Raw genomic sequence first — 13,691 nt, forward strand, 5'->3', positions numbered from 1 at the left:
GGAGGCATCCTCCGATCGGAGTCTCCCTCCAGTATATCCCCTTCCGCCTGATCGAAAGGCGTTTCGCTTGTCTGCATCACGCATCACCTTCCTCGCGGTGGCCACGAGCTTCACCGCGGTCGCAAGCCTGCAGTCGCTCATCATCCCCGTGCTCTCCACGATCGGCGCCGACCTCGGCGCCGACGCGGTCGGCCAGACGTGGATGCTCACCGCCTGGCTCATCTCCGCGGCGGTCGCCACGCCGCTGCTCGGCCGTGCCGGCGACCTCGTCGGCCGCCGCCGCATGTACCTCCTCGCGCTCGGCGCGGTGGCGGTCGGCTCCCTGCTCTCGGCGTTCGCGCCGAACCTCACCGTCATGCTGTTCGCCCGCGTGCTGCAGGGCCTCGGCGCCGCGGTCTTCCCGCTCGGGTTCGGGCTCGTGCGCGACGCCTTCCCGCCGGCACGCCTCGCCGGTGCGATCGGCGGCCTCTCGGCGATCATGGCCGTCGGCAGCGGCCTCGGCACCGTCATCGCCGGTCCGGTCTCGGCCGTGATCGGATGGCGCGGGCTCTTCGCCCTGCCGCTCGTGCTCGCCGCGACGGGCCTCGCCCTCGGCTGGTTCGGGCTCGCGCGCACGACCACCCGGGCGACCGGGCGCATCAACGTGCTCGCGGCCGTGCTCCTCTCGGGCTGGCTCGTCGCGCTGCTCCTGCCGCTCAGCTCGGGCAACCAGTGGGGCTGGGGCTCGGCCATCGTGCTCACGCTCTTCGTCGTCGCGGCGATCCTCGCCGCCGCGTGGGTCGCGGTCGAGCTCCGCTCGCGCAACCCGCTCGTCGACATGAAGATCATGCGGCTGCCCGCCGTCTGGACGACGAACGTCACCGCCCTGCTCACGGGCGCGGCCATGTTCGGCGTGTGGGCGTACCTGCCCCGCCTCGCCGAGACGCCGACCTCGAGCGGCTACGGTCTCGGCGTCGACGCGAGCACGGCCGGCCTCATCATGCTGCCGATGCTCGTGACGATGGCCTCGGTCGGATTCGTCGCCGGACCGCTGAGCCGCGTGCTGCCGTTCGCAGCGCAGCTCACGCTCGGCGCGTTCCTCTCGGCGCTCGCGTCGCTCGGGATCGCGTTCCTGCACGACAACGTCTGGACGCTCGCCGCGGCCGCCGCGGTGCTCGGCCTCGGCACGGGGCTCGTCACCTCGTCGACCCCGAACCTCATCGTCCGCAGCGTGCCGGCCGACCAGGTCGGCATCGCGACCGGCATGAACGCGAACATCCGGACGATCGGCGGCGCGATCGGCACGACCGTGTTCGCCGCCGCGATCGGCGCGACGCTCGGCGCCGCGGGGCTGCCCGCCGAGTCGGGCTACGTCGCCGCGTTCGTGATCGGCGCGGTGCTCGCGCTGGTCGGCGGCCTCGTGCCGTTCTTCGGCCGCAGCCGTCCGGTCCGACCCGAGGCCCGGGCGATCCCGGTCATCGAGTCCCCGCTCGAGGAGCTCGCCGAAGCCGCCTGATCGGATGCCCCGACCGCCGAACGCCCGGCCCGTGCGACACCGCGGGCCGGGCGTCCTGCGTCATCCGACCGACAGCTCCGGGGTCCCGTAGTAGCCCGGTGGGACCTCCTGGATGATCGATCCCGGCGGCATCCCCAGCGCGGCGACCTCCTCGGGTGTCAGCACGCGCCACTCGGGATGGAACAGGTAGCGGGGCCCCGACGAACCCGAAGGAGTGCCACCGGTCGTGGCCGAACCACCGTCCGTCGCTGCGGCCGCCCGCTCGGCCGCGGCGATCGCGGCGGCGTTCGCGGTGGCGTGGGTCGACTCGACGGCGGATGCTGCGGTGAGCCATCGTGGCAGCGCCTCCGCTCCCGTCGCCTCGCCCTCGACGGCGAGCACCGCATCACGGGCTGCCCGCAGTTCGGCGACGGACTCGGCCGAGGCGAGTCCGCTGGCCGCGATGACGGCGTCGGTGCGCGTACCCACCTCCGCGATGACGGCCGAGACGGCGGCGCGCGCACGCTCGCACGCGGCGTGGCCCTCGGCGGCGGCGAGTGTCGCCCGATGTGCGGCGGCACCGGCATCCGCTCGGATCTCGCGCGCCTGGGCGACCGTCGCCTCGAGCTCGTCGATGCTGGCACCCGCGTCGGGCACGACGGGTGCGACCAGCAGCGACACCGTGTTCGAGACCAGGGCGGGAGTGCCGGCGGGCGCCGCGTGACCGGCCGTCGCACCGGCGAGGGCCAGGGTCGTGGTCGAGAAGCGATCGGATGCCGCGAGCGCCGGCCCGAGGCGAACGGCCTCGGCGTCGACGCAGTCCTGGGCTTCGACATCGAGTGTGCGGGCCGCGACCACGCGATCGTTGACACGGGCGAGGTCGGCGACGACGGCCTGGAACTGGGTGGTCAGCTCGGCGCGGGCCTCGGCCTCGACCGCCGCGGCCCGGGAGGCACTCAGCCCGCCGACCACGACGGCGGATGCCGCGACGAACGCGATGAGGGCGAATGGGTGGCGCAGCGTGCGTACCGCGTCGGAGATCACTGGCGTGGGCGCCCTTCCGTTCGAGCGCCCGTGATGGCGCGACCGTGGTCTGCGTTCACGCTAATCGATGAATGGACTCGGACGTGAGCGGCACCGGATCACGAAACGGACACGACCGTCCGCGACGCGCGCGTCAGGCCGCCGGCTCGAGCTCGAGGGTCATGAACACGCTGTTCGGGTCGAGCACGTAGCCGCCGAACGGACCGCACTCCACGAAGCCATACTTGGCGTAGAGCGTGCGGGCCGGGCGGAAGAAGTCCTGCGATCCGGTCTCGAGGCTCACCCGGCGGTAGCCGCGCCGGGTGGACTCGGCGAGCACGTGCTCGAGCAGGCGCGCACCGAGTCCGCGGCCGCGGGCCGCGGCATCCGTGCGCATCGACTTCAGCTCGCCGTGCTCGGGGTCGAGCTCCTTGAGGGCGACGCAGCCGTGCAGTCCGTCGGCGTCGCCGATGGTCCAGAAGGTGACCTCGGGCACCGCCAGCCCCGAGACGTCGAGGGCGTGCACGCTCTCGGCCGGCGAGGTCGCGAACATGTCGTCGAGGTGGTCGGTGAGCAGGCGGATGACCCGCTCGTCGGCGAGGTCGCCGAGCCGGATGTCGGTGGTCGTCGTCACCGCACTATTCTCGCCGATGCCCGTGCCGGGGCCGACCGATCAGGCTAGCGGCCGAGGAGTCCGTTCAACCAGCCGGGACCGGCGATGAGCACGTCGTCGCCCAGACGCGCCCGCAGCCCGCGATCGGCGGTCACGACGAGGACCCGGATGTCGGCCTCCGTCGCCGTCGCGATCTGCTCGCTCGCGGCATCGACGATCGCGCCGTCGCCGTCGCGGGGCGCCCGCACGACGTCGATGCCCGGCACGGATGCCGCCGCCTTCGCGGCGCCCTCGATGACCGCGATGACGCGCTCGACGTGCACGACATCGCCATCCGGCCCGTCGACGACCCGCCCGACGAGCGCCGGCAGTCCGGCCATGAGGCGTTCTGCGCCGCCGGCCCGGTCGCGCCACCAGCCGTCGGGACGCGACCCCATGACGTTGGCCACGTCGACGATCACGGTGACGTCGATCGCTGGAGCCTCGTCGCGGTCCATCCGCCGATCATGTCACTTCCGGAACTCCGGAACTCCGGAACTCCGGAACTCCGGAACTCCGGAACTTCGGAACTTCGGCACTTCGGCACTTCGGAACTTCGGCACTTCGGAACTTCGGCACTCCGGCACTCCGGAACCGGGTTCGCGCGATGATCGCCGCGCCCGCTCAGACCGAGCTGACGGCCCGCGCCCCCACCGCGTCGAGCACGCGCACGAGCGTGTCGGGTCCGCCGACGTTGCCCGGGACCACGATATACAGCAACTCGCGACCGTCGCGGCTCGCCATGCGCCACGCCGAGACACCCGGCAGCACCTGGCCGAGCACGAGCGCCGATCGCGCCCCGATGCCGGTGCGGGCGACCTCGGCCGAGGTGATGCCGCCCTTCGCGACCACCACCGAGACGTCGGGCAGGAGGTCCTGCACGGCGGTCGTGAGCGCGGCCATGACGCGCTCGCCGTGCGCGAGCGTGTTGTGCGTCGCCGACCGGTCGCGCTCGGTGGTGATGAACGCGAGCGGACGGTCGGAGAATGCCGCGCGGGCGGCGTCGGCGGCCGCGTGTCCCGCCGCGGCGGGACACGCGAGCGCGGCGCCGGTGTCGATGACAGCGGGTTGCCCCCACTCGGCGACCACGGCCTCGAGCTGGGCGGTCGCGCCCGCGGTGTGCGATCCGCACGCGAGCAGCACGGGTCCGTCGCCCTCGACGAGCGGTGTGGGCAGCAGTCCTCGGCTCGCGACGCCCGCCAGTTCGGCGGCCAACGGAGACGCCGAGCGGACGACGAGGGACGTGTCGCGCTGCATGGCGGCATCCGTCGCCTCGGCGATGAGCCGGATGTCGCGGTCGTCGACGGCATCGGGCAGCACGACGCTGCCCGCGGGCGCCTCGGCCAGGATGCGACCGAGCTCGCCGCGGCGCACGTCGTCGAGCGGCACGTGCACGGCCGCTCGGCCCGACTTCTCGGCGACGTAGTCGACGAGCACGCCCGTGCCGAATCCGAACACGGGATCCGCGGCGTACTCGCTCTCGTGCGCGGGCAGGTCGACGCCGTCGACGCGCACGTAGTGCACGCCGTCGCGGGTGGTGCGTCCGCCGTCGGGGAACGCGGGCACGAAGAGCATCACCGCGACGTCGTCGAGGAACACCTCGGTCTCGGCGAACACGTGACCCCGCAGGGTGGAGTCGCCGCGCAGCACGAACCGCACGTCGACGCCGAGCCGGGCGGATGCCGCGTGCGCGTCCTCGCGGATGCGCCGGGCCAGGGCGACGGCCTCGTCCTCGGGCAGCGCCCTGGAGTTGGTCTGCAGGTACACGGCGTCGGCCGCGGCGAGCGCATCGGCGAGGATGTCGGCGTCGAAGTCGAGCAGCACCGTCACCCCCGTCGCGGACTGCGTGCCGGTGGGGTCGTCGTCGAGCACGATGGTCTTCATGGGTTGCTTCCTCGTCGGGTGATGGGTGGATTCCGCGGGGGCCAGGTGAGCCGGATCAGGCAGGATCAGGACGACCGAACGGTGGGGCGAGGCATCCGGTGCCCGCCCCACCGTCTCGGTCAGGAGCGGGCGATGATCTCGTCGACCTCGGCGCGCTGGCGCTTGCCCCAGGTCTCACGGGTGACCAGGGTGCCGATGAGGCCGAGCACGCCGCACGCCATGTAGACGATGGCGACGCCGCCCCAGCCGAGCGGAACCGCGACCGCGGTGGCGATGAACGGGATGAAGCCCGAGATCGCCGCCGAGAACTGGTAGCCGATCGAAGCGCCCGACGAGCGCGTGTTGGTGTTGAACAGCTCCGAGAACCACGCGCCCTGCGTGCCGGCCAGCGAGTCGTGGATGATCGCCATGGCCATCACGTACACGAACACGATGAGGTACGGCAGGCCGGTGTTCACGAGCAGGAACATCGGGAACGCGAACGCGATCAGCAGGATCGTGCCGAAGAAGTACACCGGACGGCGTCCCACGCGGTCGGAGATCGCGCCGAACAGGATCGTGGTGAACAGTCCGAGCGCGGCGGCCACGATGAGGCCGGTGAGCGCCGTGGCGCGGTCGGTGATGGGCTCGTCGCCGCTCGTGAGGTACGACAGCATGTACGTCACGATCACGTAGAAGCCGCCCGACTCCGCGAGGCGCAGTGCGATAACGCGCAGGATGGTGCGCCAGTCGTTCTTGAAGACCTCCTTGAGGGGGTTCTTCACGACGAGACCGGCGGTCTTGGTGTCCTCGAACTCGGGCGACTCCGAGACCTTCGCCCGGATGATGAGGCCGGCGATGATGAGCACCGACGAGAGCAGGAACGGCAGGCGCCAGGCGAGCTCGCTGTCGAGGTTGCTCGACCAGAGGAACACGAGGTTCGCGAGCAGGAGGCCCAGCGGCACGCCGGCCTGCGGGATCGCGGTGTAGCGCCCGCGCTTCTTCCACGGCGCGTGCTCGAACGTCATGAGGATCGCACCGCCCCACTCGGCGCCGAACGCGACGCCCTGGATGATGCGGATGAGCGTGAGCAGGATTGGCGCGAGGATGCCGACCTGCGCGTAGGTCGGGAGCACGCCGATGAGCACGGTCGAGATGCCCATGAGCAGCAGCGCGCCGACGAGCACCGGCTTGCGGCCGATCTTGTCGCCGAGGTAGCCGCCGATCACACCGCCGAGCGGGCGCATCGCGAAGCCGATGCCGAACGTGCCGAAGCCGAGGAGCAGGCCGACGACGGGGTTCTCGGAGTGGAAGAAGACCTCGTTGAAGTACAGCGCGGCCGCCGTGCCGTAGGCGAGGAAGTCGTAGTTCTCGATCGTGGTGCCGACGGCGCTGCCGATGGCAGTGCGGAGCTTGTCGGGTGAGCCATGCTCTGCCCGCGTCTCGGGTCGGACGGTGGTCATGGTGGTCGTCATGATCGGTTCATATCTCCCTTGATAGTGAAGCCCTGGGCCTCGTACCGGACGGGAGCGAACCGAGGCTACCTCGGGACGGCGCTCCCGCCGCGGGGGTTGATCTTGTAGAAGTCGGTGATGTGTCGTCGTACGGCATCGGCCGCAGCGGGTCCGTCGCGATCTTCGATCGCCTTGAGGATCTCCCGGTGCTCGGCCCTCACGGTCTTCGCGGTCTCCCGCCAGTCCTCGAGCTCCGCGTACATCTCCACCATCTGGCGATGGATGGCCGTACGCAGCGAGCTCATGAGGTGGGCGGTCAGCGCGTTCCCGGCCGACTCCGCGATCCGAAGGTGGAAGGCGGCGTCGAGGCGGTTGAACTCGGCCGAGTCGATGGATGGATCGTCCATCCGGTCGAGGATCGCGGCGAGTTCGCGGAGGTCGTCGTCGTCAGCTCGGTAGGCGGCCTCCTCGACGCTCCAGGTCTCGAGCGTCAGTCGCGTCTCGAGGACGTCGTCCCAGCTGAAGTGCGCCAACGCGATCTGCAGCTTCAGGAGGTTGGCCGCACCGTCGCCCGGGGTCTGCACCAGGACGGCTCCGCCATCCGGCCCGCCGCCCACGCGGATGTCCACCAGGCCGAGTGCCTCGAGCACCCGCATCGCCTCGCGGAGCGATGGCCGGGAGACCCCCAGCGACTGCGCGAGCTCGCGCTCGCTGGGGAGCTTGTCGCCCGCCTTCAGCCGTCCGTCGAGAATGCGCTGCTCGATCTGCGCCATGACCTGTTCGTAGGTGCGGATGCGCTGGACCGGCTCCCACCCCTCGTTCGCCGTGACCACCTGGATGCCCCTCCGGTCGCCGGCCGAGGCCGGCCCTCATGTCGTGTGCGTCCATCGTAGTCTCCGATGTCTGACCGTCTGACAGCCCGTCAGGCTGCGGCGACCGCCGCGACCGCCGCGGCATCCGCGGCGTGCTCGGCACGGAACTCGGACTCGAGCTGGCGGCGGATCTGCACGGCGAACTGCGACTCGTCGAGCTGCACGTCGTCCCACGAGACGGTCCGGTCCTTGGGCACGTCGCGGATGAGCTTCGCGCCGTGCGCGAGGCCGAGCGGCAGCGCGTGCCGGTCGAGCGAGACGTGCGCGGGAGCGAGCTTGCCGAAGACGGTGAACCCGCCCTCGCCGTCGAGCGTGTCGCCGGCGCGGAGGTCCTTCTTCGCGGTGGTCACGACGTCGCCGCGGAAGCCCGTGGGCGCGCCGGTGGCTTCGCCGCGCACGACCGCGGCCGCGATGGAGACCCCGAGTTCGAGCCCGATCATGTGGTACGGCCGGTACAGCGACCCGTAGCGGCCGGTCTCGTCGGTGTGCACGCCGTACTCGGCGAAGCACTGCACGGCGTAGTCGGTGACCGCCTCGAACGTCACGTAGACGCCCCAGCGGAGGTTGTCGGGCACCTCGCGTCCGTCGCGGTACATGCTCGACGCGATCTCGACCGTGCCGCGACGCGTGAGCGAGCCACCGAGCGACCGCTCGCGGAACACCGTGGGCAGGTCGTCCTTGCTCGCCGCGGGGAAGAGCAGGCCCTCGTCCTGGGGCAGCAGGCCGGTGCCGTTCGCGACCGCGGCCATCTCGATGGCCGATTTCGTGCCGTCGAGGAACGAGTTGAACATCTTCGGGTTGTAGTCGCCGGTGGCGAGCTGCTCGTCGGTGAAGCCGTAGTAGTTCCACACCGTGTCAGGGGTCGAGTAGTTGTACTCGGGCAGGTACTTCGTGCCCTTGCCCGCGGCGACGACGTCGAAGCCGACGGTGCGGCACCAGTCGACCAGCTCGCAGATCAGGGCCGGCTGGTCGCCGTACGCCATCGAGTAGACGACGCCCGCGGCCTGGGCACGGCGCTGGAGGATCGGGCCGACCATGCAGTCGGCCTCGACGTTGACCATGATGACGTGCTTGCCGTGGTCGATCGCGGTGACCGCGTGGTAGGTGCCGACGAGCGGGTTGCCGGTGATCTCGAGCACGACCTCCACCGACGGGTGGGTGATCAGCTCGGTCGAGTCGGCGAGAACGGCGGTGCCGCCGGTGCGCAGGGCCTCGTCGATGGATGTCGCGGCGTAGCGCTCGGCCGGCCAGCCGGTGCGGACGAGCGCCTCCTTCGCCTTCGGCACGTTGATGTCGGCGACGCCGACCACGTGGATGTTCTCACTGCCGACGGCCTGCGTGAGGAACATCGACGAGAACTTGCCGGCGCCGATCACGCCGACACGGATCGGCCCCGACGCGGCGGTGCGCTGCTGCATGAGCGAGAACAGGTTCACGGACCCCTACTCCTTTGTATCGATCGGTCCAGCCTGAGTGGATCGAAGTTTGGAACATTTGATGGTCTGACCATCTGATCGATGACTGTAGAGCGAGGATCCATCGGCTGTCAAGTCCGACTCGGACGAACGGGACGGACGGCCTCAGCCGACGGATGCCGCGCCAGTCACGCCGCGAGCACGCTGAACGTCGCGGGTCCCCTCGACTCGATCGATACCAGCTCGAGCTCCACGGGGGACGCGAACAGCCGCATCGCAGCCGGGTCGCCGACCACGGTCGGGAACGTGAAGAGCCGGTACTCGTCGACCAGCCCGGCGGCCTGCAGCTCGCGCACCACGCTGAGGCTCCCGATGACCACGACGTCGCCCTCGGTCGCAAGGCGGGCGACGCCCTCGACGAGGTCGCCGTCGAGGCGCTCGGAACCGTCCCACGGATCGAGGTCCGGCGAGCCCGCCGACACGACGACCTTCCGTGCCCGGTTCATCGCGGTCGAGAACGGGTCGGTGCGCTCGGGCCACAGGCGCGAGAGGTGCTCCCACGTGCGACGGCCGAACAGGAGGACGCCGGGGTGGAGCGCCGGCACGATGCCGAACAGGTCGCCCGCGATCGCCTCGAGGCCGAAGCGGAACGCCCAGCCGCCGAAGCCCGCGCCGCCGCGCCCGTCGGGGTCCTCGACGACCCCGTCGAGGGTGATGAACTCGATGACGATGACCTTGCCCATGGTCGTGCTCCTTCGACTCGCGGGCCGGCCCAGCGCCGGTCCTACGAGTACGTACCGGCGGCGGCCCGCGAACTCATCGCGGTGAGCGAATTCAGGCGTCGCCGCCGACCCCGAAGGCCTCGAACACCTCGGGCGACTGGAACACGGTCGTCCGCGAGACGCGCCCGCCCACGACCGTGAGCACCTGCACGGTGTGCAGCATCCCGTCGACGTACGCCACGAATCCCGCCTCGCCGTTCGCCCAGATGGGCTCGGTGCGCCAGTCGGTGCCGCGCAGGCGGTAGACGCGGCGCATGAAGCCCGCGTAGTCGTCGCGACCGGCGTACCAGTTCTCGTTCGGCGGCATCTCGAGCACGATGTCGTCGGTGAGCAGCGCGGTGATCGCGGGCACGTCAGCGCGCTCGAACGCGTCGACATAGCGGTCGACGACGGCTCGCTGCTCCGCCGGCGGCTCGGCCGCCGCCTCGGGATCCACGCCGGCCGACGCGAGCGTCCTCCGCGCCCGCTGCAGCGCGCTGTTCACGGCGGCCGTCGACATGCCGAGCGACTCCCCGACCTCGGCGGCCGGCACGTCGAGCGCCTCGCGCAGGATGAGCGCCGCACGCTGGCGCGCAGGCAGCAACTGCAGCGCGGCGACGAGCGCGAGCCGCAGGCGGCTCCGTTCGACGGCGGATGCCTCGGGGTCGCCGGGGATGGGGGTGAGCCAGGTCACCTCGAGGTTCGGGACCAGCGGGGCATCCGGATCGTCGAAGGCCGGACCGACGCTCGACGGCAGCGGACGCGACGAACGGGACTCGAGCGCGGTGAGGCACGCGTTCGTCGCGATGCGGTAGAGCCACGTGCGCAGCGAGGCACGCGTCGGGTCGAAGCGGTCGGCGGCGCGCCACGCGCGCAGCAGCGTCTCCTGCACGGCGTCCTCGGCGTCGTGCACCGAGCCGAGCATGCGGTAGCAGTGCACGAGCAACTCGTGCCGATGGCGCGCCACGGCCCGCTCGAAATCGGCCTCCACACGCGACATCCTGTCACCGAATATCCTGACCGCGTGACGTCATCGCCGAGCGCATCGCGCAGTCCGCTTCGCATCGTCCTGATCGTCGTCTGGGTGCTCGTGGCCGTCGCCTCGGCGGGGGCGATCGTGCTCGGCGCCCTGACCGCGGCGCTGAACGGCGCGGGCTTCGACACGAGGTTCTCCAACCCGACGCCGCTCTTCATCCTGGTCATCGTGGTGAACCTCGCGGCGGGCGCCTGCGGCATCCTGCTCGGCGGCCGCTGGTGGACCGCGCTGCTCGTCGCCGCCCCTGCCCTGCTCTTCCTCGCGAACCTGATGATCAACGGGCAGTGGGTGTCGACGATCCTCGTCCCGAGCCCGCTCGTCACGATCGTGGGCGTCGTGCTCGTGCTCATGCTGCCGCGGCGGCGCGCCGCAACACAGGCCTGAGCATGGCGGCCTGCCGCGGCATCCGCTGACGACGGTGCACGGATGCCGCGCCGCCTCGGCCGATCGGCCGATGCAGTCGGACCGCACGGCCGATGTGCCCGCCGCCCCGCCCGCGCGACCATCGACGCATGACCGCCGCCACGACCGCCCGCTCCACGACATCGCGGCGCCGCAAGCGCCCCGAGTGGCTCGTGCCCGCGGGCCTCATCGCGCTGAGCCTCGTCCCGATCGCGGCGGGCGCCTTCCGCCTCACCGACCTCACGACCGGCGGCACCGTGACGCCCGAGAACGCCCGGTTCTTCGCCTCCCCCGTGCCCGTGATCGCGCACATCATCGGCTCGAGCGTGTTCCTCCTGCTCGGCGCGCTGCAGTTCGCGCCGTCGCTGCGTCGGCGCCGCTGGCATCGGATCTCGGGACGCATCGCCGCGCCCGCCGGCCTCGTCTCGGCGCTGTCGGCGCTCTGGATGACGCTGTTCTACGCCATGCCCGCGATCAACGGGCCCGGGCTGTACGTGATGCGGCTCGTGTTCGCCACGGGCATGGCGGCCGCGATCGTCGTCGCGTTCATCGCGATCCGCCGCGGCGACGTGACCACGCACAGTGCCTGGATGACCCGCGCGTACGCGATCGGGCTCGGCGCCGGCACGCAGGTGTTCACGTTCCTGCCGTGGACGCTGTTCTTCGGGGCGCCCGACCAGGTCATGCACACGGTGCTCATGGGCGCTGGCTGGGTCATCAACCTCGCGGTCGCCGAGGTCGTCATCCGGCGCCGGGCACGCGGCACGCGGCGGCCGGGCACGCGGCGGCCCGCGCCGTCGGCGGTGGCCGGTGCCCACCTATCATGAGGGCATGACGAGCCCCGCCCGGGCGCTGTGGGACGCGCCGCCGGCGTCCCCGCCGCCGCCGCGCCGGGTCTGGCGGGACTGGGTGCTCGTGGCCGCGATCCCGCTGCTCGCCCTGCTCGAGGCGCTGCTGCGAACGGATGTCCCGTGGCGGTGGCTCTGGGCGATCCTGCTCATCGCGCTCGTGCCGACGCTCCTGTGGCGGCGCACCCGCCCGTTCACGATGCTCGCCGTCGCGTTCGGCGTCGGCACGATCGTCAGCCTCGCGACAGGCGGCGACCCGCAGTTGTTCACGACGGCGTACTTCCTGCTCCTCGTCTACGCGGTGTTCCGCTGGGGCTCGGGTCGCGCGATGCTCGGCGGCGGCGCGCTCGTGCTCGGCGGCATGCTCCTCTCGTTCGTCTACGCCGCGCCGACCGCCACGGATGTCATCGGCGGCCTGGCGGTCGTCGTCACGACCAGCACGCTCGGCGTCGCGTTCCGCTGGCGCGCCGGCGCCCGCGCCCGGGAGCTCGACCGCATGCGCCTGCTCGAACGCGAGCAGCTCGCCCGCGACCTCCACGACACGGTCGCGCACCACGTCTCGGCGATCGCGATCCAGGCGCAGGCGGGCACCGTGGTCGCGCAGGGCGATCCGGCCGCGGCCGTCGACGTGCTGCGCGTCATCGAGGGGGAGGCGTCGCGCACGCTCGACGAGCTGCGATCCATGGTCCGGGTGCTCCGGCGCACGGATGCCGCGGAGCGCGCGCCGACCCCCGGCTTCGACGACCTGCGGCGGCTCGCGCGGTCGGATGCCGCGGGTGCCGGCTCCGGTCCAGGCCCGACGGTCGACGTGCAGGTCGACGGCGACGCCGATTCGCTGCCGCCCCCGGTCTCCGCTGCGGTGTTCCGCCTCGCCCAGGAGGCCGTGACGAACGCCCGCCGCCACGCCCGGAACGCGACGCGCGTCGACGTGCACGTGCGGGTCGACGGCGCCGGCGTGCGGCTCGATGTGCGCGACGACGGAGAGCCTGCGGCATCCGCGGTGCCCGGATACGGGATCACCGGGATGGCCGAGCGCGCCGACCTGCTCGGCGGCACGTGCGAGGCGGGCCCGGCGCCGGGCGGCGGGTGGGCGGTCAACGCGGTGCTGCCGCGGGCAGGATGGGCGACATGACGGTGCGCGTGCTCATCGCCGACGACCAGGAGCTCGTGCGCACCGGGCTGCGGCTCATCCTCGATGCGCAGCCCGACATCGAGGTGGTGGGCGAGGCGGTCGACGGGGCGGAGGCCGTGGCGCTGGCGCGCGGCATCCGACCCGACGTGTGCCTCGTCGACATCCGGATGCCGGTCATGGACGGCCTCGAGGCGACCCGCGAGCTCGCCGGGCCGGATGTCGCCGACCCGATCCCGGTCGTCGTGATCACGACGTTCGACCTCGACGAGTACGTCTACGAGGCGCTGCGCTCGGGCGCCCGCGGGTTCCTGTTGAAGAACGCCGGGCCGACCCTCCTCGCCGAGGCGGTGCACGCGGCCGCGCGCGGCGACGCGCTCATCGACCCGAACGTGACGGTGCGGCTCATCGAGGCGTTCGCCGGGGCCGGCCGCGGCCCCGGCGGCGCGGCCGGCGCCCGCGGCTCGACTCGCGACGACCCGCCGGCCCTCCCGTCGTCGCCGCTCACCGATCGCGAGGAGGACGTGCTCGCCGGGGTCGCCCGCGGCCTCGGCAACACCGAGATCGGGCAGGAGCTGCACGTCTCGCTCAGCACGGTGAAGACGCACATCGCGAGCATCATGGCCAAGATCGGGGCCCGCAACCGCGTCGAACTCGCGATCTGGGCGCACGAGCGGCGGCGCTGATCAACGCCCGGCGGATCGGGTCCGCTCGGGTCGGCACTCATCGGCGCTGGCGATTGTGCGCGGCGACGAGACGGAG

General features: G+C 72.0%; 14 protein-coding genes. 5 read left to right on the forward strand and 9 right to left on the reverse strand.

Annotation, left to right across the window (positions count from 1 at the left end):
- Positions 1–67 precede the first annotated feature (67 nt).
- The gene (locus tag ACWEOH_RS03715) at positions 68–1,495 is read left to right on the forward strand and encodes an MFS transporter (RefSeq protein WP_452028359.1); all 1,428 of its coding nucleotides are present in this window, start codon (positions 68–70) and stop codon (positions 1,493–1,495) included.
- Between the two features lie 60 nt (positions 1,496–1,555).
- On the opposite strand, the gene ACWEOH_RS03720 is transcribed toward ACWEOH_RS03715, so the two are convergent.
- The 9 genes from ACWEOH_RS03720 to ACWEOH_RS03760 all read right to left on the reverse strand — a co-directional run bounded on the left by ACWEOH_RS03720 (position 1,556) and on the right by ACWEOH_RS03760 (position 10,505).
- Entirely contained in the window at positions 1,556–2,518 is a 963-nt protein-coding gene (locus ACWEOH_RS03720; RefSeq protein ID WP_452028360.1) for a hypothetical protein, read from the reverse strand.
- Positions 2,519–2,651: 133 nt separating this feature from the next.
- Positions 2,652–3,131: a GNAT family N-acetyltransferase gene (locus ACWEOH_RS03725; protein ID WP_452028362.1), complete on the reverse strand. Its 480-nt coding sequence runs from the start codon at positions 3,129–3,131 to the stop codon at positions 2,652–2,654.
- Positions 3,132–3,175: 44 nt separating this feature from the next.
- Positions 3,176–3,607: a hypothetical protein gene (locus tag ACWEOH_RS03730; RefSeq protein WP_452028364.1), complete on the reverse strand. Its 432-nt coding sequence runs from the start codon at positions 3,605–3,607 to the stop codon at positions 3,176–3,178.
- A gap of 166 nt (positions 3,608–3,773) precedes the next feature.
- A complete protein-coding gene (locus tag ACWEOH_RS03735; RefSeq protein WP_452028366.1) occupies positions 3,774–5,033 on the reverse strand; it encodes a four-carbon acid sugar kinase family protein in 1,260 nt (419 codons plus the stop codon).
- Positions 5,034–5,152: 119 nt separating this feature from the next.
- The gene (locus ACWEOH_RS03740; protein WP_452028368.1) at positions 5,153–6,487 is read right to left on the reverse strand and encodes an MFS transporter; all 1,335 of its coding nucleotides are present in this window, start codon (positions 6,485–6,487) and stop codon (positions 5,153–5,155) included.
- Between the two features lie 65 nt (positions 6,488–6,552).
- Entirely contained in the window at positions 6,553–7,299 is a 747-nt protein-coding gene (locus ACWEOH_RS03745; RefSeq protein WP_452028370.1) for a FadR/GntR family transcriptional regulator, read from the reverse strand.
- Between the two features lie 89 nt (positions 7,300–7,388).
- The gene (locus ACWEOH_RS03750; protein WP_452028372.1) at positions 7,389–8,774 is read right to left on the reverse strand and encodes an NAD(P)H-dependent oxidoreductase; all 1,386 of its coding nucleotides are present in this window, start codon (positions 8,772–8,774) and stop codon (positions 7,389–7,391) included.
- 167 nt (positions 8,775–8,941) lie between these two features.
- Positions 8,942–9,496: a dihydrofolate reductase family protein gene (locus ACWEOH_RS03755; protein ID WP_452028373.1), complete on the reverse strand. Its 555-nt coding sequence runs from the start codon at positions 9,494–9,496 to the stop codon at positions 8,942–8,944.
- A 91-nt stretch (positions 9,497–9,587) separates the two neighbouring features.
- A complete protein-coding gene (locus ACWEOH_RS03760) occupies positions 9,588–10,505 on the reverse strand; it encodes an RNA polymerase subunit sigma-70 (RefSeq protein WP_452028375.1) in 918 nt (305 codons plus the stop codon).
- Between the two features lie 33 nt (positions 10,506–10,538).
- On the opposite strand from ACWEOH_RS03760, the gene ACWEOH_RS03765 reads away from it, so the two are divergent.
- The 4 genes from ACWEOH_RS03765 (at position 10,539) to ACWEOH_RS03780 (ending at position 13,615) form a co-directional block, all read left to right on the forward strand.
- Complete coding sequence (locus tag ACWEOH_RS03765) at positions 10,539–10,934, forward strand: hypothetical protein (protein WP_452028376.1); 396 nt, start codon at positions 10,539–10,541, stop codon at positions 10,932–10,934.
- Positions 10,935–11,062: 128 nt separating this feature from the next.
- On the forward strand, positions 11,063–11,779 hold the full coding sequence (locus ACWEOH_RS03770) for a DUF2306 domain-containing protein (protein ID WP_452028378.1): 717 nt from the start codon (positions 11,063–11,065) through the stop codon (positions 11,777–11,779).
- A 4-nt stretch (positions 11,780–11,783) separates the two neighbouring features.
- Entirely contained in the window at positions 11,784–12,932 is a 1,149-nt protein-coding gene (locus tag ACWEOH_RS03775) for a sensor histidine kinase (protein WP_452028380.1), read from the forward strand.
- On the forward strand, positions 12,929–13,615 hold the full coding sequence (locus ACWEOH_RS03780) for a response regulator transcription factor (protein WP_452028382.1): 687 nt from the start codon (positions 12,929–12,931) through the stop codon (positions 13,613–13,615). Before ACWEOH_RS03775 ends, ACWEOH_RS03780 begins: the two co-directional genes overlap by 4 nt.
- Positions 13,616–13,691: the final 76 nt, after the last annotated feature.

The organism is Agromyces sp. NPDC004153, assembly GCF_053603635.1.

What these genes read in the sequence shown, in the direction of transcription:
- ACWEOH_RS03730 (WP_452028364.1), bottom strand. Translation starts at nt 3,607, where the DNA reads ATGGACCGCGACGAGGCTCCAGCGATCGACGTCACCGTGATCGTCGAC.
- ACWEOH_RS03735 (WP_452028366.1), bottom strand. Translation starts at nt 5,033, where the DNA reads ATGAAGACCATCGTGCTCGACGACGACCCCACCGGCACGCAGTCCGCG.
- ACWEOH_RS03740 (WP_452028368.1), bottom strand. Translation starts at nt 6,487, where the DNA reads ATGACGACCACCATGACCACCGTCCGACCCGAGACGCGGGCAGAGCAT.
- ACWEOH_RS03755 (WP_452028373.1), bottom strand. Translation starts at nt 9,496, where the DNA reads ATGGGCAAGGTCATCGTCATCGAGTTCATCACCCTCGACGGGGTCGTC.
- ACWEOH_RS03770 (WP_452028378.1), top strand. Translation starts at nt 11,063, where the DNA reads ATGACCGCCGCCACGACCGCCCGCTCCACGACATCGCGGCGCCGCAAG.
- ACWEOH_RS03775 (WP_452028380.1), top strand. Translation starts at nt 11,784, where the DNA reads ATGACGAGCCCCGCCCGGGCGCTGTGGGACGCGCCGCCGGCGTCCCCG.
- ACWEOH_RS03780 (WP_452028382.1), top strand. Translation starts at nt 12,929, where the DNA reads ATGACGGTGCGCGTGCTCATCGCCGACGACCAGGAGCTCGTGCGCACC.